Annotated in this window: 19 protein-coding genes; 16 read left to right on the forward strand and 3 right to left on the reverse strand. The window is 63.0% G+C overall.

Annotated features, from left to right (window positions below; all coding sequences use genetic code 11):
* The first annotated feature begins 87 nt into the window (after positions 1-87).
* From EK373_RS16600 to EK373_RS16650, 11 genes are all read left to right on the forward strand, one after another.
* Positions 88-528, forward strand: coding sequence for a hypothetical protein (locus tag EK373_RS16600; protein ID WP_129644857.1), 441 nt, complete (start codon positions 88-90; stop codon positions 526-528).
* 404 nt (positions 529-932) lie between these two features.
* On the forward strand, positions 933-3,038 hold the full coding sequence (flhA, locus tag EK373_RS16605; RefSeq protein WP_129644858.1) for a flagellar biosynthesis protein FlhA: 2,106 nt from the start codon (positions 933-935) through the stop codon (positions 3,036-3,038).
* A 16-nt stretch (positions 3,039-3,054) separates the two neighbouring features.
* Positions 3,055-4,587 carry a flagellar biosynthesis protein FlhF gene (flhF, locus tag EK373_RS16610; protein ID WP_129644859.1) on the forward strand — a complete coding sequence of 511 codons (1,533 nt, stop codon included), beginning with the start codon at positions 3,055-3,057 and terminating at the stop codon, positions 4,585-4,587.
* 54 nt (positions 4,588-4,641) lie between these two features.
* Positions 4,642-5,514 carry a MinD/ParA family ATP-binding protein gene (locus EK373_RS16615; protein WP_129644860.1) on the forward strand — a complete coding sequence of 291 codons (873 nt, stop codon included), beginning with the start codon at positions 4,642-4,644 and terminating at the stop codon, positions 5,512-5,514.
* On the forward strand, positions 5,511-6,260 hold the full coding sequence (locus tag EK373_RS16620) for an RNA polymerase sigma factor FliA (RefSeq protein WP_129644861.1): 750 nt from the start codon (positions 5,511-5,513) through the stop codon (positions 6,258-6,260). Before EK373_RS16615 ends, EK373_RS16620 begins: the two co-directional genes overlap by 4 nt.
* Positions 6,261-6,290: 30 nt before the next feature.
* Positions 6,291-6,665: a chemotaxis response regulator CheY gene (gene cheY, locus EK373_RS16625; RefSeq protein WP_129645882.1), complete on the forward strand. Its 375-nt coding sequence runs from the start codon at positions 6,291-6,293 to the stop codon at positions 6,663-6,665.
* 37 nt (positions 6,666-6,702) lie between these two features.
* Complete coding sequence (locus tag EK373_RS16630; protein WP_129644862.1) at positions 6,703-7,455, forward strand: protein phosphatase CheZ; 753 nt, start codon at positions 6,703-6,705, stop codon at positions 7,453-7,455.
* An 81-nt stretch (positions 7,456-7,536) separates the two neighbouring features.
* Positions 7,537-8,277, forward strand: coding sequence for a flagellar motor protein (locus EK373_RS16635; protein WP_129644863.1), 741 nt, complete (start codon positions 7,537-7,539; stop codon positions 8,275-8,277).
* Between the two features lie 17 nt (positions 8,278-8,294).
* Positions 8,295-9,296 (forward strand): flagellar motor protein MotD, encoded by a 1,002-nt coding sequence (motD, locus tag EK373_RS16640; RefSeq protein WP_129644864.1) that lies wholly within the window; start codon positions 8,295-8,297, stop codon positions 9,294-9,296.
* A gap of 121 nt (positions 9,297-9,417) precedes the next feature.
* Positions 9,418-10,692: an oligosaccharide flippase family protein gene (locus EK373_RS16645; protein WP_129644865.1), complete on the forward strand. Its 1,275-nt coding sequence runs from the start codon at positions 9,418-9,420 to the stop codon at positions 10,690-10,692.
* A gap of 131 nt (positions 10,693-10,823) precedes the next feature.
* Positions 10,824-11,336: a GNAT family N-acetyltransferase gene (locus EK373_RS16650; protein ID WP_129644866.1), complete on the forward strand. Its 513-nt coding sequence runs from the start codon at positions 10,824-10,826 to the stop codon at positions 11,334-11,336.
* A 3-nt stretch (positions 11,337-11,339) separates the two neighbouring features.
* On the opposite strand, the gene EK373_RS16655 is transcribed toward EK373_RS16650, so the two are convergent.
* The gene (locus tag EK373_RS16655) at positions 11,340-13,883 is read right to left on the reverse strand and encodes an HWE histidine kinase domain-containing protein (RefSeq protein WP_129644867.1); all 2,544 of its coding nucleotides are present in this window, start codon (positions 13,881-13,883) and stop codon (positions 11,340-11,342) included.
* 245 nt (positions 13,884-14,128) lie between these two features.
* Here EK373_RS16655 and EK373_RS16660 point away from each other — a divergent pair, with 245 nt between their 5' ends.
* The 3 genes from EK373_RS16660 to EK373_RS16670 all read left to right on the forward strand — a co-directional run bounded on the left by EK373_RS16660 (position 14,129) and on the right by EK373_RS16670 (position 17,806).
* Positions 14,129-16,699: a serine/threonine-protein kinase gene (locus tag EK373_RS16660; protein WP_198683387.1), complete on the forward strand. Its 2,571-nt coding sequence runs from the start codon at positions 14,129-14,131 to the stop codon at positions 16,697-16,699.
* Positions 16,700-16,773: 74 nt separating this feature from the next.
* Positions 16,774-17,127 carry an Hpt domain-containing protein gene (locus EK373_RS16665; RefSeq protein ID WP_129644869.1) on the forward strand — a complete coding sequence of 118 codons (354 nt, stop codon included), beginning with the start codon at positions 16,774-16,776 and terminating at the stop codon, positions 17,125-17,127.
* 133 nt (positions 17,128-17,260) lie between these two features.
* A complete protein-coding gene (locus EK373_RS16670; protein ID WP_129644870.1) occupies positions 17,261-17,806 on the forward strand; it encodes a DUF2802 domain-containing protein in 546 nt (181 codons plus the stop codon).
* 49 nt (positions 17,807-17,855) lie between these two features.
* On the opposite strand, the gene EK373_RS16675 is transcribed toward EK373_RS16670, so the two are convergent.
* Together EK373_RS16675 and fliK are read right to left on the reverse strand one after the other, a co-directional pair.
* On the reverse strand, positions 17,856-18,200 hold the full coding sequence (locus EK373_RS16675) for an EscU/YscU/HrcU family type III secretion system export apparatus switch protein (protein ID WP_129644871.1): 345 nt from the start codon (positions 18,198-18,200) through the stop codon (positions 17,856-17,858).
* A complete protein-coding gene (gene fliK, locus EK373_RS16680; protein WP_129644872.1) occupies positions 18,197-19,417 on the reverse strand; it encodes a flagellar hook-length control protein FliK in 1,221 nt (406 codons plus the stop codon). Before fliK ends, EK373_RS16675 begins: the two co-directional genes overlap by 4 nt.
* Before the next feature lie 187 nt (positions 19,418-19,604).
* On the opposite strand from fliK, the gene EK373_RS33380 reads away from it, so the two are divergent.
* Both EK373_RS33380 and EK373_RS16690 read left to right on the forward strand, forming a co-directional pair.
* Entirely contained in the window at positions 19,605-20,255 is a 651-nt protein-coding gene (locus EK373_RS33380) for an STAS domain-containing protein (RefSeq protein ID WP_198683388.1), read from the forward strand.
* Positions 20,252-20,614: a response regulator gene (locus EK373_RS16690; protein ID WP_129644873.1), complete on the forward strand. Its 363-nt coding sequence runs from the start codon at positions 20,252-20,254 to the stop codon at positions 20,612-20,614. Before EK373_RS33380 ends, EK373_RS16690 begins: the two co-directional genes overlap by 4 nt.
* Positions 20,615-20,620: the final 6 nt, after the last annotated feature.

Genomic DNA, 20,620 nt, shown 5'->3' on the forward strand with positions numbered 1-20,620 from the left:
GTGACATGCGCATGTGCGTTTCATCCTGTTCTTCTCGGTAGTCACTGTCCTTGTGTGTGAAATCGTCACGAGCCGTGGGAGTGGTGCGTGATCGACTTTCTGGAAGACTCGCGAGCCCGCTCACTCCTGAGCGGCAACGTATCGATGCCAGCTCCATGCCGACACTCGATCAGTGCGTGCTTCCCTGCACGACTCGCGCTTCCTTGGAACAGCGATCGAACCTCCTTTGTAGAATTGCTGTTCCTAATAGATAGAGCGACAACCGCACTGAACTTCCCTCGCTATGAAAGGGAGTTTTCTGAAAAAAATTCAGCTTATGACGTGTCGTGGTGCGTCAGTGACATATTCAGAACCGATGTGCTATTCGCCGAGATCGGCGGTGAAGCCGATGGGGCGCTTCTTGGGTTCTGGCAATCGCATGAGATCATGAAGGGCCTTGAGGATGCCCACGATCGCTTGATCATGCGTCGAGACCTTCCTTTCCAGCTGTGCGAACTTCTCCGCGAGTTGTCTGTTGGACGCGAGTAGGTGACGCAACTGCAGAAAGGCGCGAACGATGTGAAGTCTGTGGGAAACCGGTCTCTGTTCCGGCGGACCTGTTCGTTGAGGCGCCGAGTTTCGACTTCGTGACAGACGCCAACTGCGCACTCGGAGGTCGATCCGTCCGGCCGGGGAGGGCGCTGAGAGGAAGTTGACTCATTGGCCTTCGCGGATCGGTAACGCGTGACGGTGCGCTCGTGACCTCTGTCACAGTTCAATCGGCCCATCCCCGCCCGCTATCGGCCCTCTAGGCCGCTCCCTTAGCGGCTCCTTTCCAAACTGTGACCAACGCCCGCCGCGACCGAAGTCGGGTGGCTCGCGAGTTGCACCCTATAAGGCGTGCGCCGGAATACCGACGCCAAGCCCAGACAACGGATTTTTGACGACGACGAATGGCCACTGCCACTGCAACCGCACCCAAGCTCGACCTGAAAGCGCTGCTGCGCTCCGGTATCGGAGTGCCGGTGGGCGTGCTCGCGACGTTGGCGATGGTGATCCTGCCGTTGCCGCCGATGGCGCTGGATGTGTTGTTCACGTTCAACATCGCGCTGTCGCTGATCGTCGTGATGGTGGTGTTCTATGTGCAGCGGCCGCTCGAGTTCGCCATTTTTCCGACGGTCCTGCTGCTTGCCACGTTGTTGCGCCTGGCGTTGAACGTCGCCTCGACGCGCGTGGTGCTTCTGCACGGTCACACAGGCGGCCACGCGGCGGGTAAGGTCATCGCATCGTTCGGTGAGTTCGTGATCGGCGGCAATTACGCCGTCGGTGTGATCGTGTTCGCAATTCTCACCATCATCAACTTCATCGTCGTGACCAAGGGCTCGGGCCGTATCTCCGAAGTGACGGCGCGCTTCACGTTGGACGCGATGCCCGGCAAACAGATGGCGATCGACGCCGACCTCAACGCCGGATTGATTACGCAGGAAGAAGCGCGCACCCGCCGCGGCGAAGTTCGCCAGGAAGCGGACTTCTACGGTTCGATGGACGGCGCCAGCAAATTCGTGCGTGGCGATGCGACGGCCGGCATCCTGATTCTCGTTATCAATATGGTGGGCGGCCTGGCCATCGGCATGATGGCTCACGGCATGTCGTTCAGCGACGCCGCTCGTACTTATACATTGCTCGCGATCGGCGACGGTCTGGTCGCACAGATTCCGGCGCTGCTGCTGTCGACGGCGGTCGCGATCATCGTGACTCGCGTGTCGAGTGCGCAGGACATGGGCGGCGAGTTGTCGAAGCAGTTGTTCGGTCAGCCGCGCGCACTGGCGATCGCTGCGAGCCTGCTGGGTGTGATGGGCCTCATTCCGGGCATGCCGAACCTGCCGTTCCTGATGATGGCGGCGATCTGCGGTGGCGGCGCGTGGATGCTTCACAAGCGTTCGTTGCAGCAGCCGTCTGAAGAAGAAATGGCTGCGGCCGCTGCAGCGGCAGCTCCGCCGCCGGCTGCGACGGAGTCGAAGGAACTCACCTGGGATGACGTGCAGCCGGTCGACATCATCGGATTGGAAGTCGGCTATCGATTGGTGCCGCTCGTCGATAAGGCGCAGGGCGGCGATCTGCTGGCGCGTATTCGCGGCGTCCGTCGCAAGCTCACGCAAGATCTCGGCTTCCTGGTACAAACAGTACACATTCGCGACAACCTCGATCTGGCGCCGAATTCTTATCGCATCAATCTCGCCGGCGTGCCGGTGGGCGACGGCGTGATCTATCCGGAGCGCGAGCTCGCCATCAACCCCGGCAAAGTGTTCGGTCGTCTGAACGGCATCGAGACACGCGACCCGGCGTTCGGCATGGAAGCGGTGTGGATCGAGCCTTCCATGCGCGATCACGCGCAGACGCTCGGTTACACGGTTGTCGACGCCAGCACCGTGATTGCCACGCACTTGAGCAACGTCATCCAGACGCACGCACACGAGCTGCTGGGCCACGAGGAAGTGCAGCACCTGTTGAACACGCTGGCGAAGACTGCGCCAAAGCTTGTCGAAGATCTCACTCCGCGGCTGTTGCCGCTGGGCACGGTGGTCCGCACCTTGCAAGGTTTGTTGGCCGAGCGCGTGCCGATCAAAAACATGCGCACGATCGTCGAAACTTTGGCGGAGCACGCGGCGCGTACGCAGGATCCGGTGCAGTTGCAGTCTCACGTTCGCGTCGCGCTCGGTCGACAGATCGTGCAGGACATCGCGGGCATGTCGACCGAGCTGCCGGTGATCACGCTCGAGCCGGACCTGGAGCAGCTGTTGACGAATTCGCTGTCGGGCAACAACGCCGCGACGCCGGGTCTCGAGCCGGGCCTGGCGGAACGTATGCAGCGTCGTCTGGCGGAAGCCGCGCAGCGTCAGGAGCTGACGGGCGAGCCGGCAGTGTTGCTCGTGCCGCCACAGTTGCGCCAGACACTGGCGCGCTTCATGCGCTCGATTGTGCCGAACATGCACGTGCTCGCGTGGAACGAGATTCCGGACAACCGCAAAGTCCGTTTGGTCACTGCGGTCGGTCGCTGAGAGTAGTTAGCAAGTTATGAAGATCAAACATTATCGTGCGGCTGACATGCGGACGGCGTTGCGCCAGGTGCGCGACGCGCAGGGTCCCGACGCGGTGATCTTGTCGACCCGTCGGGTGCCCGGTGGCGTCGAAGTCGAAGCGGCTGTTGACTATGACGGTGACGATGCAGCGGAACAGTTGGCTGCCGACCGTGGCCTCGTCGATACGTACGGCGCCGAGCGCCGCCAGTCACAAGCGCAAGCGCAGAGCAGTGCCTCCCAGAGCGCGCCGGCCCGAGTTCAGCACGATCCCGCGTTGTTCGGCGGCGTTGCGAAGAGCCGCGCTCCGCAAACGCAGAGCGCCCCTGCCAATGAATATATGAGCGAGCGCGCCGAGCTGACTCGGCATTTCGCGACTCAGCCGTCTCAGCCACGCGCGAACGATCGTGCTCAGCAGTCATCGCGATACATGGATGATCGCGACGACAGCAACCGACAATACGCAGCCGTGGATGCTCGAGCGGAGCGCAGCCAGCGTTACGCGCCGGCGAATCGCGCTGTTTCTAACGATCGCGCGCGTTACGCCGTCGAAGCCGAGTCTTCGCCCGACATGGATTTGTCCCAGATCGATCTGATCGGCGCGAACAGTGATGTGAACGAGGAGCTGCGCACTCTGCGTCGCATGCTGGAAACGCAGCTCGCAACGCTGGCGTGGAACGATTTGTCTCGCCGCTCGCCGATTCAAACTGAATTGCTGAAGCAGCTGACGCAGCTCGGCCTCGCACAGGACCTCGCTACCGAGATTGTCACGCAGATGCCGACGCGGCTGGAGCTGGCCGAAGCGAACCGACTCGCGCTGGCGGTACTTTCGCGCAAGATCGAGGCGACGGGCGAGCGTTGGATGGACGGTGGTGGTGTCGTCGCGCTCGTCGGTGCGACCGGCGTGGGCAAGACGACGTTGGTCGCCAAGCTCGCGGCGCGCTGGGTATTGCGTCACGGCCCGCGTGACATCGCGCTGATCTCGACGGATTCCGTCCGCATCGGCGCCCAGGAGCAGATTCAAACGCTCGGCCGCCTGCTCGGCGTGCCGGCGTATGCCATCGATGGCGCCGCAGAGCTGGCAGGCGTGCTCGATCATCTCTCCGACAAGCGTCTGGTGCTGATCGACACCGCCGGCTTGAGCCCGCGCGATCCGAGAGTAGAACAGGAACTCACATTGCTGGCCGCCGCGAGCAAGCGCATGGAGACGACGCTGGTGTTGTCGGCCGCCTCGCAGGCCGGTGCGATCGAAGAAGCCGTGACGCGATTTGCGCCGGCCAAGCCCGCCACCTGCGTGCTGACCAAGCTCGATGAGGCGACCAGCCTCGGCGGTGCGATTTCCACGGTGATTCGTGCACGCCTGCCCGTGACGTACGTCAGCGAAGGTCAGCGCGTTCCGGAAGACCTGGCTCCAGCGCGTGCGCATCAGCTGATCGCGCGCGCCGTGGATTTGTCTCGTAAGTCTGGCGCCTCAGCGGATGAGGACTTGTTACGTCGCCGATTCGGCACCGTGGCGCACGCCATCGCATGAACCTGACGACTCGTTCAATTTCTCATTGACTCACGTAAGTTAACTCTAGCAATTATGGATTCCATTCAATCGATCGGTCTGCAGCGCGCCGCCAATCCCGGGCCGGTGCAGGTGATTGCAGTCACCGGCGGCAAAGGCGGGGTCGGCAAGACCAGTGTGTCGGTGAACCTGGCGACCGCGCTGGCCAGCACCGGCCGTCGCGTCATGCTGCTCGATGGCGATCTCGGTCTGGCCAATATCGATGTGTTCCTCGGTTTGTCGCCGCGCTACACAATGGCTCACGTTTTGAACGGCGAGCGCACGCTCGAAGAAATAATCCTGGAATCGCCGCACGGCATTCAGGTGGTGCCTGGTGCATCGGGTGTGGCCGAGCTCGCTAATCTCTCCGCGGCGGGTCATCTGAGCCTGGTGCAGGCGTTCAGCGCCATCAGCACGCGAGTGGATACATTGATCGTCGATACGTCTGCGGGCATCGCCCATAGTGTGGTCCAGTTCACACAAGCGGCGCAGCACGTGCTGCTCGTGGTGTGTGACGAACCAGCTTCGATGACCGACGCCTATGCGCTCGCCAAGGTGCTGAGCCGCAACCACGGCGTGAACAAGTTCCAAGTCGTAGCGAACATGGCCCGCGCGCCGGGCGAAGGTGCTGGTTTGTTCGAGAAGCTGCAGAAAGTCACGAGTCGCTTCCTGGATGTCACCCTGGAGTACGTTGGGGAAATCCCTGAAGACCCGTATTTGCGCCGTTCGATTCGTGAACAGCGTCCCGTCGTGAGCGCATTTCCGGCCAGCCCGGCCTCGCGCGCATTCAAGAAATTGGCGTTGAAGGCCGATAAGTGGCCTGTGCCGGAGGGGCCGCGAGGCAACCTCGAGTTCTTCGTGGAGCGGTTGGTGCGCCGTCCCCAGGTCCGCCTGGAGGTGGTGAAATGAGCGGTTTGCGCGCTTATCAGGGCGTAACCACTGCTCCCACCAAGAGCGACGCATTGGTCCTCCGCCACGCCGAGCTCGTCAAGCGCATCGCCTATCACCTGGCGGGGCGTCTGCCGGCTTCGGTCGAAGTATCAGACTTAATCCAGGCCGGCATGCTCGGCCTGCTGGAAGCCGCATCCAACTACACGGCGGATCGTGGCGCGAGTTTCGAAACGTATGCGGGCATCCGCATTCGTGGCGCGATGCTCGATGCACTTCGCAAGCTCGACTGGGCGCCGCGCTCGGTTCATCGCAAGGCGCGCGCAGCGGCCGCAGCGGTGCGCGAGTTGGAAGCGGAGTTCGGTCGCGAAGCGCGTGACATCGAGATCGCCGAGAAGATGGGTGTGTCGCTCGATGAGTACCACCGCATCGCTCAGGATGCGGCGAGCTGCCGGGTCGCGAGTCTGGACGATTCGACCGGCGACGAGGAATCGTTGCTGGGTCGCGTGGAAGACGAGGGTGCAGATCCGTTCCTCGATGCGACGGAACAAGGGTTCCGTTCGGCGCTGGCAGGCGCGATCAAGGAGCTGCCGGAGCGCGAGCGTCTGGTGATGTCGATGTACTACGACGACGAGCTGAATCTGAAGGAGATCGGCGCGGTGTTGAAGGTGACTGAATCGCGGGTTTGCCAGCTGCATGGACAGGCACTGGTGCGTTTGAAGGCTCGGCTGTCGGATTGGCGTGACCGCGTCGAGAGCCGGATCTGAAGATTAGGAGAAGCGTACGTGAGCAAAGATATGAAGTTCCTGGTGGTCGACGACTTCTCGACCATGCGTCGAATCATCAAGAACCTGTTGAACGATCTGGGCTACCAGAACGTGCAGGAAGCCGACGACGGTCAGACGGCGCTGCCGATCCTGCAGGCCGGCGGCATCGAATTCCTGGTCACCGATTGGAACATGCCGGGCATGCCGGGCCTCGACCTGTTGAAGGCGGTGCGCTCGGATCCGAAGCTGGCGAAGCTGCCGGTGCTGATGCTGACGGCGGAGGCCAAGCGCGAACAGATCGTCGAAGCGGCGCAGGCCGGCGTGAGCGGCTACGTCATCAAACCCTTCACCGCGGTTACGCTCAAGGAAAAGATCGACAAGATCTTAGAGCAGCGCGCTGCCTAACAGCGCGCACGCCATTGCGAACATTGAGCTGACCATCATGACTTCAGGCATAGAAGCGCTACGCAAAGATTACGGATCGAGCATTGCGACGTTGGCCGGCGCGCTCGCCGCTGGCGACGAGCATTTGTTTCTTTCCGAACTGGACGTGCTCGTGCACAAGCGCGAACGCACGCTGTTCTCCGAGCTGCGCAAGCTGACCGGCGACCTGCAATCCGCGCTGGATCGTTTCAGCGTCGACTCACGGCTGGTAGACCTGGCCGAGAAGGAAGTGCCTGACGCGCGCGCGCGCCTCGATCACGTCCTGAAGATGACCGATGAGGCAGCTCATCGCACCATGGACCTGGTGGAGCAGTGTGGCCCGCTCGCCGATCGCACGTCCCGCGGCGCTGGTGACATCACCGGCATGTGGACCAAGTTCCGCGCCCGCAAGATCGAGATCGATGAATTCCGCCTCATGATCCAGAAGATGGACGCGTTTCTCGCGGCGTCGCGCACCGATATGGATAAGGTGCGCGGCAACCTGACCGAAGTGCTGATGGCGCAGGGCTATCAGGACTTGTCGGGCCAGATCATCCGCGGCGTGATGAAGCTGGTCTCCGAGCTCGAGACCGCGCTGGTGGATCTGGTGCGTCTGTCGCGCACGGGGCCGGGCGCCTTGCCGATCGAGAAGCCGGCGGCCAGCGACGGCATGTCCCGAGGATTCGGTCCGGCGGTGCCGGGTGTCGACAACGGTCCCTCGGCAAGCAGCCAGGATGATGTGGATTCGCTGCTCGCCGGACTTGGAATGTAATAGCTGCGAGCGGTGCTGACTGTTCCAGGGCGATCAGTCAGCAGTGCAGCTCGATAGTTAAGAAGGAAGACGACTCGCCCCATGGATATTCTTTCGCTCATCGGCCTGGTGCTCGCGGCCTGTGCGATCCTCATCGGCGCCGTTCTGAAGGGCGCGGGGATCCATTCGCTGCTGTCGGGCGCGGCCTTCATGATCGTGGTGGTCGGCACCATCGCGGCGATTTGCGTGCAGACGCCTCTGCACGTGATGAAGCGTGCGCTGTCGATTCTGCCGTGGGTGTTTCGTCCGCCGACGGTGGAGCGCGACGCCATGATCAAACGCATGGTGGAGTGGAGCAACACGGCCCGCAAGCAAGGCTTGCTGGGCCTCGAGTCGTTGATCGAGCGCGAGCGCGACGACTTCGTGCGCAAAGGCTTGCAGCTGGTGGTCGACGGCAGCGAGCCGGAAATCATCCGCAACGTTCTGGAAGTGGATCTGCACACGCGCGAACAGGCGGACACGCGCGCAGCGAAAGTGTTCGAAGGCATGGGAATCTACGCACCGACGCTCGGCATCATCGGCGCCGTGCTCGGCTTGATGGCCGTGATGCAGAATCTTGCCGATCCGGCCAAGCTGGGCCACGGCATCGCGGCGGCGTTCGTTGCCACCATCTATGGCATTGGTTTCGCCAACCTGTTCTTCCTGCCGGTCGCGAGCAAGCTGAAGGTGTCGATCCAGAGCCTGAGCCAGACGCGCGAGATGGTGATCGAGGGCATGATCTCGATCGCGCAGGGCGAGAACCCGCGCAGCATCGAAGCCAAGCTGCAGGGTTATCTGCACTAAGCGAGCCCTATCACATCATGGGCCGCCGCCACCAGCACGAAGAGCATGCCAACCACGAAGCGTGGGCCATTCCCTATGGCGACCTCGTGACGCTGCTATTGGCCTTCTTCGTCGTGATGTATGCCATGTCCTCGGTCAACGAGGGCAAGTATCGAATTCTCTCCGACTCGCTCGTGGCCGCGTTCCGTGGCTCACCGCGCACGCTGCAGCCGATCCAGGTCGGCGAGAAGAGCGTCGGCTCCGGCGCAGATATCAACATGACGATCGTGCAGCAGGCCATGCTCGACGGCCAGCCACGCAGCATGCTCGAACCTTCGCCGTTGCAGGTTTCCGACGTGGTGAGTCAGGGCGCGCGCCATGCTTCGGAGAGTCAATACGAAGCCGAACATACTTCGGCGGCGATGATGGAGCTGGAGAGCGTTGCGGCCGAAGTCGAGCAGGCGATGAGCGAGCTGATCCGCGATCAGATGATCGTGGTGCGGCGTCATGGCGTGTGGGTGGAAGTCGAGATTCGCACCGACATCTTGTTCCCGAGCGGCGTCGCGAAGCTGTCGGCGGAGGCGCAGAACATTCTCAAGCAGCTGGCGCAAACGCTGAAACCGTTCCCCAACGCGATCCGCGTGGAAGGTCACACCGACAATCTGCCGATCAAGTCGGCCGCGTTCACATCCAACTGGGAGCTGTCGGCGGCGCGCGCCGCGAGCGTCGTTCACCTGTTCACAGACTCGGGCCTCGATCCGCACCGGCTGGCGATCGTCGGTTTGGGTGAATATCGTCCCGCGTATCCGAACGATACCGAGCAGAACCGCAATCTGAATCGACGTGTGCTGCTGGTGATTCTCAGCGGCAACGGCAATCCTGAAGGCGACTATGCGGGCGATCGCGGCCAACCGGAGTCCGAGCCGGTTCCGCAACCGCAGCCACAAGTCCCGCAGCCCGCGGTCACCACTGCTCAAGCTGCCGCACCTGCGCCTGCAATCACAGCGGCGCCAATCCCGCCCGTCTCCGGCGGCAGATAAACTTCCCGTAACCGGTCCGCTGGAACCGTCGTCGACGCGGCGCGTTAAATGCCCAAATCCGCGTTGCTAAGCCGCGGAACAAACGGATAAGGCGCTGCAGCGCCTTAGGCAAAGCGGGTCCATGACAGCACCTTCCTCCCCCACGTCGCTGGGGCATAAAACCGGGCGCAACGCTTTTGCGCTACTGGCCTGTCGGATCGGCGCCGACCTGCTCAATTTTCTGTTGTTCCTGGTCGTGTCCCGGCGTTTCGGTCCGGAGGGCATGGGCGAGTATGGCTACGCCTTCGCCCTGGCCGGCCTGGTGTATTACTCCGCGACGCTCGGCATCGATGAGTACGGTGTGCGTGAGTACTCGCGCTTGCCGGTCGAGCGGCGTCCGGCGCTGATTTCCAATCTGCTCGGCGCGCAGCTGTGTATCGCCGTCGTCGCAGTGCTCGTGCTCCTCGGCTACTTGTTCGTTACCCAACCAAGGCCGACGACCCTGACCATCATCATCGCGATGAGCGTTTATCAGCTGGGCGCGGCGTTCTCGGCGACCCTGTTCGTTCCGGCGATGGCCGAACAGCACATGCTGGCGCCGGCGATCATCAATCTGCTGGGTCGGGGCTCCGCGTTTGTCGCGACCGGGCTGTTGATCTGGGTGTTTGGGTGGTCGTTGCACACGGCTGCGATCGCGTTCGCGTGCGGCGGCTTGTTGATGGTGATACTGGCGTTGCGTTCGGCCGCGTCGTTCAAGGCGCGCCTGCTGCCCAACCTCAGCGGGCGAAATGTGATCGAACGCGCGCGGATGCTGTGGTCGTTCGCGGCGGCGGGCCTGCTCGGGCAATTGTTGAATCGCATCGGCGTGATCGCGCTGTCCTTGCAGGTAGGGGAGGCCGCCGCCGGCATCTATGCGACTGGACTGAAACTGGTGGAGGTGGCCTGCCTGCCGCTGTTCTTCACCGGTGTGGCCGTATACCCACGTCTGTGTCACGCCTTCGCAGACCCGGCGGCGTTTCAAAGACTGGCGCGGCAGGGGCTGATCGTCGGCAGCGCGCTCGCGGCGAGCTTCGCTTTGGCGATGTATCTGCTGGTGCCGCCGCTGCTGGTGCCGGTGCTCGGCGAGCGCTTCGCCGGTTCAGAAGCGATCATCGCCGCCATGGCCGCCATCGTGCTCGCCCAGGGCATGGAGATCGTGCTGGGGCGGCTGATGCTGGCGGCGAACTTGAACGTGGCGCGGGCAGTGCGTATCGCGTTGGGCACCATTGTCTGCGTGCTACTGACGGTGAGCTTTACGCCTTCGTTTGGGATCGGTGCGACGATTGCGGCGCTGGTGGTTTCTTATCTGATGGTCGATCTACTCTATTTCGGCAATCTGTTCGGCACGCTACGCCGACGCAGCTACGCTCCTGCCTGACCGGCCTCAGTCGCGCCGCGCGGCCCTCTCTGAAGTCGCCTGGGCCGCGGCGAATTGCTGCGCGTTCTGGAAAGCCTGTAGCATGACCCCACTGCAGTTCTCTAACTGCGCACTACCACGCGGGGGATGCCATGCGCGTTCTGGAAACCGAGAGGCTGGTGCTGCGGCGGCTGACGCTCGACGACGCTGAGTTCATTTTCAGACTGGTCAACGAGCCGTCATGGCTGCGCTACATCGGCGACAAGCACGTGCGCAATCTGGACGATGCGCGCAACTATCTGCGAACCGGGCCACTGGACATGTACGACCGCTTCGGCTTCGGCATGTTTCTGTGCGAGCTGAAGAGCACTGGCGAAGCGGTCGGCTCGTGCGGGCTGCTCAAGCGCGATACCTTGCCCGATCCCGACATCGGCTATGCATTCCTGCCGGAGCACTGGGGTAAGGGCTACGCGCTGGAAGCCGCGTCCGCCGTGCTGAAGTACGGCCATCGCGAGCATCGCTTGCCGCGCATTCTCGCCATCACTTCGCCGGACAACGAGCGCTCGATCCAGGTGTTACAGAAGTGCGGCATGCACTTCCAGCGCTTCATCGAGATGGCGGAACAGGATCAAGTGAAGCTGTTCGCGCTGGAGTTCGTCGGCTGAGGTTCAACGTCGCCGCTTGAGCACGGCGGCGAGGCTTTGCTGTGTGAAGGGCTTGCGGATGCGCGGCACGTGCGCAAGCTCGGCGGGGAAGGATTCGGTTTCTCCGTAGCCTGTCATGAACGCGAATGCCACACCGAGCGCGCTCAGCCGGTTGGCGACTTCGAAACTGCTCTCGACGCCCAGGTTCACATCCAGCACTGCGAACTCCGGCACGCGTTCTTCGATCATCCTCAGCGCGGCGCTGACATTGCTCGCGGCCCGGACATCGCGGGCGCCAGACTTTCGTAGCGCATCGGCCGCGTCCAGGGCGATGATGAGATTATCCTCCACCAGCAGCACTTCCTGCGGCATCGACACTTCGTCGGGCGCGACCGCGGCCGCTGTCTCTCGATGCGGAGCAGCTTTGTCAACAGCTTGCACGAACTCCGCCGGAATCAGGAAACGTGCGTGCACACCGGCCAGCTCGAAGTCGATCCGCGCTTCGCCGTTGATGTCATATGGAATGGTTCGCTCGATCACGGCGCTGCCGAAGCCGCGACGTTTCGGTGCTTGCACCGGCGGCCCGCCGCGCTCGCGCCAGTCGATGATGAAGTTACCCGATTCGTCGAGCCGGGTTTCGATGGTCACCGTACCGGGCCGGGAGCAGAGCGCGCCGTATTTCGAGGAGTTCGTGATGAGCTCGTGAATCACCAGCGCCACGACATTGAAAGCCTGAGGCTGCAGACGCGCATCGGGCCCGGCGAGCTGTACGCGCTTGGCATCGCCCAAGTAGGCGCCAGCCTCCGATTCGATCAGCGCACTGAACAGCGCCGGTCCCCATTGATCCGCCGTGATCAGGTCATGTGCGCGAGCGAGCGCCTGCACACGGGCGCCAACCACATCCATGAACTGCACTGACGATAGATTGGGGTCGTGACTCTGGTGGATCAGTCCGCGGATCAAGCTGAGGATGTTCCGGACGCGATGGTTGAGCTCCGCGATCAGCAGATCCTGTCTCTGCATTGCGCGCCGCCGCTCTTCCTCGGTTTGATCGGACAGGCGCAGGATCACTTCGAGCAAACTGATGCGCAAGCTGCTGGCAATGCGAAGATCCGCTGCCGACCACGGTACCGATTGACCGGAGACGGTCTCGCGCCATAACTGGAAGCTCTTGCGCGGCGTCAGTCGATCGCCTTGCGGGTCCGGCGTCACCGGCTTGTTCGGATCGCCGGCCCAATTGACCGTGCGCGCCACTTCACGTCGGAAGAAGATCAGATAGTCACGCGGCAGCCTGGAGAGCGGCATCACCAGCATGCCGGCGGCGCGCTCCTGAAATTTCGAGGCGAGTGGATAAGCGGCGCGAATCTCGTTAGTGGCGTAGTTGCCCGATGGGGTCACCGACGTGCGCACGTGCTCGATCAAACCGGCGAACTGCCGTCGATCCGGTGTCATGCCGTGCAATGTCACTGTGCCGTCGAGCGACAGCCCGACGCCGTCGCAGGTCAATTGACTGGCAATGTTGTCGAGGTGCGTGGCGATGCTTCGGGCGCGATTTTGTTCGCTCACCATGTCCTGCACGAGGCGGTCGTGCAGCTCCCGAGCGTGATTTTCGTAGCCGCTTTCGGCCTCGCGCTCGCGATTCTCCAGGAGCAATGAGAACATCTGTCCGAACAGCTCCGCGGCCGTGCGCCGCTCGAAGCCGACGTGCAGCGCACTGTAATGATGGCAGGCGAACAGACCCCACAATCGTCCTTCTCTGAGAATCGACACTGACATGGAAGCGCGCACGCCCATGTTCCTGAGATATTCGATATGGATGGGAGAGACGCTGCGTAACACGCTGTGCGAGAGGTCCAGCGGCTGGCCGGCAGCGTCGAGCGCCGGCTGAATGGGCGAGGGCGCTGCCTCGATGTCAGGAATGATTCGCAGCCAGTTGCGCTCATAGAGCACGCGCGCCTGGCGAGGAATATCGCTGGCCGGATAGTGCAGGCCGAGGAAAGATTCGATGCCGGCCTCGGCCGACTCGGCGATTACTTCGCCGGAGCCATCGGGTGCGAAGCGATAGACCATCACGCGATCGAAGCCTGTCAGCGCGCGCAGTTCCCGGGCAGCGATGCAGCTCAGCGATCGTGGATCGGGCGCACTCTGCACGCGATTTATCATGCCTCGGACCAGCGCGCTCGCATTCACGGAGCTGCCCGCCGCACTGGGCTCGCACTCAATGACGACCAAGCCAGGCATCGTGTGCACGGCCAGATCGAAGCGTCGGCGCGAGTCATCGATACGCATGGCGAACAGGCGGGCGGTCGTGCCGGTCATGTTCACGATCTGCAGTTGATTGCGCAGCGTGTGGATAGCGTCGACGTCGATGAAGTCGAGCAGCGAACGGCCCAACATTTCGGCTGCTGTGACTTTCAGCCAGTCGCTGACGTTGGCCGACGCGCGTTGCACTAACCAGTCCGGCGTCGACACCGCGATAAGAAAGCCGAACGGCTGGATCGCGCCCAGCAGATGGATGGGCTCGCGATCGCAATTGGTCAGGTCGATCGATGCGCTGGGCGCAGGCATCGCTGGATTCTATGAGCGCCGATGGCCAGGGGCCAGATTGTACAGGCCTTCCCTACAGTGGACTTCTCATCGGCTGCCGTTAGGCAGATACCCTAACCGCCCCGTGCGCAACGTAAAGAAATCCGGCGATGGCTCTCCGGTGGCTCCACGGAGCTACGACTAAACGCCAAAATTTTGAGGTGCACCGCGCAAGAGCGCGAGCAACTCATGCCAGAATAGCTGCAGCTCTCCGCCATTCGAGTTGCATGTCAACCGAGCCCATTTTTCCCAAGCTCCGCATCGGATCGCGCCTGGGGCCTTACCGCCTCATCGAGCTGATCGGCCGCGGCGGCATGGGCGAGGTGTATCAGGCGGAGCGCGCCGACGATCACTATCATTCGCGCGTTGCCATCAAGCTGGTGCGCGTCGATCACGATGCCTCTCGCGTCGCCTGGCGGTTCCGTTCCGAGCGGCAGATCCTGGCCCAGCTGGAACATCCCAATATCGCGCGTTTGATCGATGGCGGCGCGACCGAAGAGGGTGTGCCGTATCTGGTCATGGAGCTGATCGCCGGCCAGCCCATCGACGCGTATTGCGAACAGCGCCATCTCACGATCTCGCAGCGGGTACGCCTGTTTTTGCAGGTCTGCGCAGCGGTCAGCTTCGCGCATCAGCGCCTGGTCGTGCACCGGGATCTGAAGCCCGGCAACATCCTGGTCACGGCCGAAGGCACGGTGAAGCTGCTCGACTTCGGCATCGCCAAGCTGCTCGAGACCGAGCAACCCACGACGCCCTCGGATATGACGGCTACTCACGTGCGCGTGATGACGCTGGAATATGCAAGCCCGGAGCAGGTGCGCGGCGATCCCATCACCACGGCCAGCGACGTGTATTCGCTGGGCGTAGTGCTGTACCGGCTGTTGACTGGTCGCAGCCCCTATCGAGAGGACAACGCTGCCGAACGCGCAGTCGAGATCCTCAGCGATTCGCCGCTGAGCAAACCGAGCACGGCCGTCAATGAAACGCGTGTCCGCACGGCTACCGGGGAGATATCGCCGCAGATGCAGTTCGCCCGCAAGCGAGCTCGACGCGCATTGCAGGGCGATCTCGACAACGTGCTGCTCATGGCTTTGCGCAAGGAGCCGGAGCGGCGCTATGCCAGCGTCGATCAATTCGCCGAAGACCTGCGCAACTATCTCGACGGCATGCCCGTGCGTGCGCGAGGCGACTCGCTGCGCTATCGCACAACCAAGTTCATGAGCCGTCACAAATACGCGGTGACGGCCGCATCGCTGGGCGCGCTCGCGTTGGTTGCAGGCATCGTGACCACGACTTGGCAAGCACACATCGCGGCCGAGCAGACACGCATCGCTCGAGAGGAAGTCAGAAAGACGCGCGCGGTGCAGTCGTTCATGACCTCGTTGTTCGAAAAGAACACACGCTTGCAGCCCGATGCGCTCAAGGCTCGCAACATGCGCGTGCACGAGCTGCTGGTCGCGGCGAGCGACAAAGTTCTGCACGATCTCACGGACACGCCAGCGGTTCGCATGGAAGTGATGAACACCGTTGCAGGGCTGCTGATCGATATCAACGAGTTCGATCGCGCCGGCACGCTGTATCGGGAGTCGGTGAAGATCGCGCGCGAGATGCGTCTCACGGGCGCCGATGCTTACGTCGAAGGCTTGATCGGCGTCGCGTTCGCGGGCCGCTTGCTCGGCCGGGGCAAGGAGGCGGCCGAAGCTCGTGACGAGGCGCTGCGCGTGCTCGATGGACGCAACGATAGAACGTCGCTGCTGCGAGCCCGGGCGATGGGCACGACGATCGCGCAGTTCTCTGCCGATCCCATGCACGAGATCGAGCTGATGACAGCGGCGGTGGAGCTGTTCAAAACGCGTTATCCGAACGACCCGGGCCACTTCAACTCGGTGTTCGCGCTCGGTCAACTGCATCGAACCCAGGGCGACATGCGTGCGGCGGTCAAATATTTTCAGGCCGCGAGCCAGGTGTTTGAGCAATCAGGTCTGCAGGCTTACAGCGATCTGGGCTCGAGCTATGCGTGGGCGGCGTTTTGCGAGATGCAGCTGGGCTGGGTCGACGATGCCTTGCGCGATTACGAGAAGGGCATCGAGCTGTTGCGCCAGCATGCCGGCGATGTTTCCATCTACACGCGCATTCATCTGGGCTTGTACGGTCAGGCTCTGCACCAGGCGGGCAAGCTCGAACAGGCGCACCAGTATTTCGATCTGGTGCTCACGCCCGAGCACGTAGCAAACCCCACCGCGGTCGAGTTCGACACCGCCGTCTACAAGGCGCTTGGGCTGCTGCAAGAAGGGCGGTCGCAACAGGCGCTCGCCGTGCTCGACCCGTACGGCCAGCGCGCGATCGAGTTCGGTACGCGCTTCGTACCCAACGGCGTTCAGTATTTCGCCGTGCGCGCTCGCGCCCTGGCTTTGCAGGGCAAAATCGCGGCGGCCAAGGCCGAGTTAACTCGCGTCGCTGAGTTGCCGCAGTTCTACGGTGTGCCGGCGCAAAAGTCGGATTGTTATCTCGCCGCCGTCATCGATGTCGCGCTCGCCGACAACGATTTACCCACAGCGCGTGCGGCCTTGGCGCAGCGTGGGCCGCTGGACGCTCCGCGGGAATTCGACCTGGATTATCTGCAGCTGGTGATGGAGAGCGCGCGTCTGAAGCAGCGCATGGGCGATCTGCACGGCGCTGGCGAGTTGACGAGCGCCGCACTGGCGCATTTGCAGAAGCATGCCGGCAACTCGAACTTTGCATTCATGCGGCAGGAACTACAGCGGGTGCACGCTGCGGCCCGGCGCGGCGGCGAATAGGTAACGTCCAGGATGGCGTCGGCGTCGCGTTGAGATTGTGCTGCCGGTTCTAAGTGAACGAACCGTCCGCAGCGATGAACACTGCTCCCGTGCTCGACCGCAATCAGCTGCTCGAAGTGACCGATGGCGATGCGGCCTTCGAGCAGGAACTGCTCGGCGCCTACCGCGCCAGCGCGACGGGCACGCTCGGCCGGCTCAGGACGGCGTTGGCGGCCGGTGAATTGACGCCGGTTATCCGCGAAGCGCATGCGTTGAAGGGCGCCAGCCTCAACGTGGGCGCCTCCGCACTGGGCGAATGCGCCGGCGCCATTGAGAGGGCCGCGCGTGCCGGCGATCTGACGCTGGCCCGTCACGAGGCTCGCGAGATCGATGCCCATGAGGCGGCGTTGTGGGCGGAGCTCGATCGGCGCCACGCGCCAGAGCGTTAACCGGTTCGCAAAAACTCACTCGCAAGCCGCCGCCAGTCGCCACAGCCGCCGGTCGGTGGCACGCATCGTGCTCCTATCCCGTCGAGACCTTCGGTTTGCGCCAAAGGTTTGACGCCATCTGACGGGAGTCGCCATGTTTGAAATTCTGCCCAACCCCTCGCTCGACACCGTGCTGATCGCCGGCCGTGCCGTGTTGCTGATCGGCGCGTTCTGGGTGTTTGCGTTGGCGTTCACACGCTGGCGTCGTGCCGACGAGCGGGATTCACAGGCGCTGCGGGATCAGCTCGAGCGGGCCTTCACCGAAATGCGCACCCTGCACGAGACCGTGACGGTCATGAGTGCGCGCATCGAAGCGATGAGCGAGCGTGCCGAAACCGATTCGCGTCGTCCGCAGATGCCGGCAGTGGTGGCCACCGCGCAAGCGCGCGGCTATGACCTGGCGCTGCGCATGGCGAAGAACGGCTCAGCTGTCGAAGATCTGGTCGCGAACTGCGGCATCACTCGCCATGAAGCGGAGCTGTTGACTCGTCTGCACGCGGCGAAGTCTCAGCCCGATGTCGCGGCTTGGCAGGCTCGTCAGCAGGTAGCTCAGCAACAGCAGGTCGCGCAGGCTCCGCAACAGCAGCAGCCGCAGTCGACGGGCCGCAAGCGTGGCTCGTTGTTGAGCGTCGTCAGCTGAACAATGGTCAGTCGGTAGGCCGCAGGGATCGCGGCCTCATTTTTGCTCGTCACCATCTCGACGGCGAGTAACCTGGCGCCGGGAGTCGCGCAGTTTGTTCTTCCGGTCTCGGCGAGCTCGGCGGCGGGCTCTTGCCCGCGACCGACCAGGCAAATGCCAGTACGTGCGCAACCGCCACGTACAGCTCTTTCGGAATCTCACGTCCGATATCCAATTTCGACAACGCTCCCGCGAGCGCTGCGTCTTCCTGCAGCGGCACGTTGTGCTCGCGAGCGGTGTCGATGATTTTTTCCGCGATCTGTCCGCCGCCCTTGGCGACGACCCGAGGCGCACCGCCACCGTTGACGTTGTAGTGGAGCGCGACGGCGATCGGTGGCTTGGGACGCTCGTTCATGCTCGTACGTCCAGTAAGCGCGCGGGACGAGCGCCGGTGTCGCCGGCGGGCATGCCGTGCAAACAAACGATCCGATCGATCTCGAGCCCCGCGTCGCGCAGGATCGATTCGAGCTCTCCGGCACGTGCGGACAAGGCGTTGACGATGGCGGGCGACTCGGCTCGCAACTGCACGCCGATGCGATGACCGGCCAAAGTCACTTTCGCGTGCAGTGCGCCGACCTGACCCAGATCCATGGCCGCCTCGACGCTCCACGAATCGCCGCCGCCCTGACGTTTGCGGGACTCGTCGTGTTCGACCCGCAACCGAAGCATGGAGGCGCGATCGTCGTGCCGCACCGGCAGTTCGATCAGCATCGATTGCATGGCCGGATCCGGCGCCGTGTTGGTGATCTGCGTCGTGGTCAGGCGCGCGATTGCCCCGTCGGTTTGACGTGACAGTTCATTCATCTGCTGCTCGGCTCCATCGATCATGGAGAACGTTGCCGGCGCCGCATTGAGTGCAGTCAGTGGTCCGCGAGCCGTGGGCGGAGCCGCATTCATTGCGATGTCCGAGTGCGCTGCGTTCGGGCGTGCGCCGTGATCTCGCAGCGTGCGGCTCAATGTGAGCATCAGCGACTTCAAATCGTTGACCAGCACTTTCGGATCGGTTGCGCCACGCGATGCGTCGGCGAGATTCGCTTCGAGAAAAGCGCCGGAGCGCTGGAGCGCGCTCGCCAGTGTTTTGGGGTCGCCGAGGGATTCCGCATCAGGCAAAGCCTGCCAAAGCTGCGCTGCGGCCTGCGTCACGGCCTTCGGCAACTCGTCAAGGCCATGCTTGCTCACATTATTTCCTCGGGCGAGCCATGACAGATTGGCGAGCATGAGCGCCGGGCTTTCCTGACGAGGAACGAAACGACGCATGGCATCGGCGACGACCGTTGCTTCGTTATCTGCGCTCACCGGAGTGGAAGAGGAGAGTGTCTCCAACGCCAGCACCGGACTGTTACGCAGCACGCGGACATTCAACACTTCGCCATTGGCCGGACCGGCGCTGTTGCCGGAGGCGAGGCGGGCGTTGTGCCGCTGGCCGCCGATATCGAGGAACAGTTGACCGCTGGCAGCGTCACGCACGGCGATAGCCTGCAGGAGCGCGCCTACGCGCCACTCCGACAGCAGGCTCGGGCTAGTGCTCCCGGCCGGGCTGGTACTGCGAAAGTCCACCAGGTCGATACGCATGAATGGGTCACTCGTGCGAGTTCAGTTTCAACGTGAACTGCTTCACCAATTTATCGGCAGGGAATCCCCGAGCTTTAGCCGGCCACGGTTAAGTAGTGCGACGTGGCTCACCTAAAGCTGACCCCTCATATGCCGATATGAAACCCGAATCTGTGAAATTCGTATCACGAGTCCCTTAAGCCGCGTCATGAAAACAAGTAAGCGTAAACGTTCCGCCAAAGCCCGCGCCGTCGTTGAGACCGTGGGCGCGGACGTTGTTGCCGCTGAAACGCCGATCGCTGCCGAGTCGAGCCCGGCGGCCGTGGAAGCGCTGGTCGCTGAGCCGGCTGCTGCTGCCAGCGAGCAGATCGCGGAAGAGGTTGCCGAGTCAGTGGTCGGTGCGTCGGTCGAGCAGGTCGCCGAAGCGATCTTCGAGCAGGCCGGCGATGTTTCTATGGAGCAGGCCACCGAGGTTGCCGCCGAAGCTCCGGCCGAGCCGGTGGTCGAGTCTGTCGAAACCGGAGCCGCCGACGCCGTTGTTGCTGAAGCCGCGGAGCCGGCCGTCGTGGGCGACCCGATCGTGGTGCTCGCTTCCAACTGCAGCGTGAAAGATGCCGCTGCACTCAAGTCTTCTTTGTGCGCTTTCTCGAATCACGGCGACGCTGTGACTCTCGATGTGAGCGCCGTCGAACGTGTCGATACCGCGACCATGCAGCTGCTGTGCGCCTTCGTGCGCGATCGCAGCGGTCGCAACCAAAGCGTCGCCTGGCGCGGTGAGTCGGCGGCTCTGCAGGATGCCGTGCGCTTGCTCGGCGTCAGTGCGCTGCTCGGTCTCGAGACAAAAGGAGTTGCCGCATGACGCGGATACTGGCCGTCGACGATTCTCCTTCGATGCGCGACATGGTGCGCATCGCGCTGACCAGCGCCGGCTTCGATGTGACTTCGGCCAGCGATGGCCAGGAAGCGCTCGACCTGGCGCGTCAATCGGGCTTCGACCTGGTGCTCTCGGACGTCAACATGCCGGTGATGGATGGCATCCAGCTGATCCGCGCGCTGCGCGCCGAATCTGGCTATCGCCACATCCCCATTCTGATGCTGACCACCGAAGCGGGCCCGGACCGTAAAAAAGAAGGCAAGGACGCCGGCGCCACCGGCTGGATCGTCAAACCGTTCGATCCGGCGCAACTGGTGGCGACTATGCATCGCGTGCTGAGGTAAACAAGC

Source organism: Peristeroidobacter agariperforans, from assembly GCF_004138335.1.
GTDB classification, from domain to species: domain Bacteria; phylum Pseudomonadota; class Gammaproteobacteria; order Steroidobacterales; family Steroidobacteraceae; genus Steroidobacter; species Steroidobacter agariperforans.

Bases quoted from the DNA above. Each gene is read 5' to 3' on its own strand.
- flhA (WP_129644858.1), top strand. From the start codon at position 933: ATGGCCACTGCCACTGCAACCGCACCCAAGCTCGACCTGAAAGCGCTG.
- flhF (WP_129644859.1), top strand. From the start codon at position 3,055: ATGAAGATCAAACATTATCGTGCGGCTGACATGCGGACGGCGTTGCGC.
- EK373_RS16615 (WP_129644860.1), top strand. From the start codon at position 4,642: ATGGATTCCATTCAATCGATCGGTCTGCAGCGCGCCGCCAATCCCGGG.
- EK373_RS16620 (WP_129644861.1), top strand. From the start codon at position 5,511: ATGAGCGGTTTGCGCGCTTATCAGGGCGTAACCACTGCTCCCACCAAG.
- cheY (WP_129645882.1), top strand. From the start codon at position 6,291: ATGAAGTTCCTGGTGGTCGACGACTTCTCGACCATGCGTCGAATCATC.
- EK373_RS16630 (WP_129644862.1), top strand. From the start codon at position 6,703: ATGACTTCAGGCATAGAAGCGCTACGCAAAGATTACGGATCGAGCATT.
- EK373_RS16635 (WP_129644863.1), top strand. From the start codon at position 7,537: ATGGATATTCTTTCGCTCATCGGCCTGGTGCTCGCGGCCTGTGCGATC.
- motD (WP_129644864.1), top strand. From the start codon at position 8,295: ATGGGCCGCCGCCACCAGCACGAAGAGCATGCCAACCACGAAGCGTGG.
- EK373_RS16645 (WP_129644865.1), top strand. From the start codon at position 9,418: ATGACAGCACCTTCCTCCCCCACGTCGCTGGGGCATAAAACCGGGCGC.
- EK373_RS16650 (WP_129644866.1), top strand. From the start codon at position 10,824: ATGCGCGTTCTGGAAACCGAGAGGCTGGTGCTGCGGCGGCTGACGCTC.
- EK373_RS16655 (WP_129644867.1), bottom strand. From the start codon at position 13,883: ATGCCTGCGCCCAGCGCATCGATCGACCTGACCAATTGCGATCGCGAG.
- EK373_RS16660 (WP_198683387.1), top strand. From the start codon at position 14,129: ATGTCAACCGAGCCCATTTTTCCCAAGCTCCGCATCGGATCGCGCCTG.
- EK373_RS16665 (WP_129644869.1), top strand. From the start codon at position 16,774: ATGAACACTGCTCCCGTGCTCGACCGCAATCAGCTGCTCGAAGTGACC.
- EK373_RS16670 (WP_129644870.1), top strand. From the start codon at position 17,261: ATGTTTGAAATTCTGCCCAACCCCTCGCTCGACACCGTGCTGATCGCC.
- EK373_RS16675 (WP_129644871.1), bottom strand. From the start codon at position 18,200: ATGAACGAGCGTCCCAAGCCACCGATCGCCGTCGCGCTCCACTACAAC.
- fliK (WP_129644872.1), bottom strand. From the start codon at position 19,417: ATGCGTATCGACCTGGTGGACTTTCGCAGTACCAGCCCGGCCGGGAGC.
- EK373_RS33380 (WP_198683388.1), top strand. From the start codon at position 19,605: ATGAAAACAAGTAAGCGTAAACGTTCCGCCAAAGCCCGCGCCGTCGTT.
- EK373_RS16690 (WP_129644873.1), top strand. From the start codon at position 20,252: ATGACGCGGATACTGGCCGTCGACGATTCTCCTTCGATGCGCGACATG.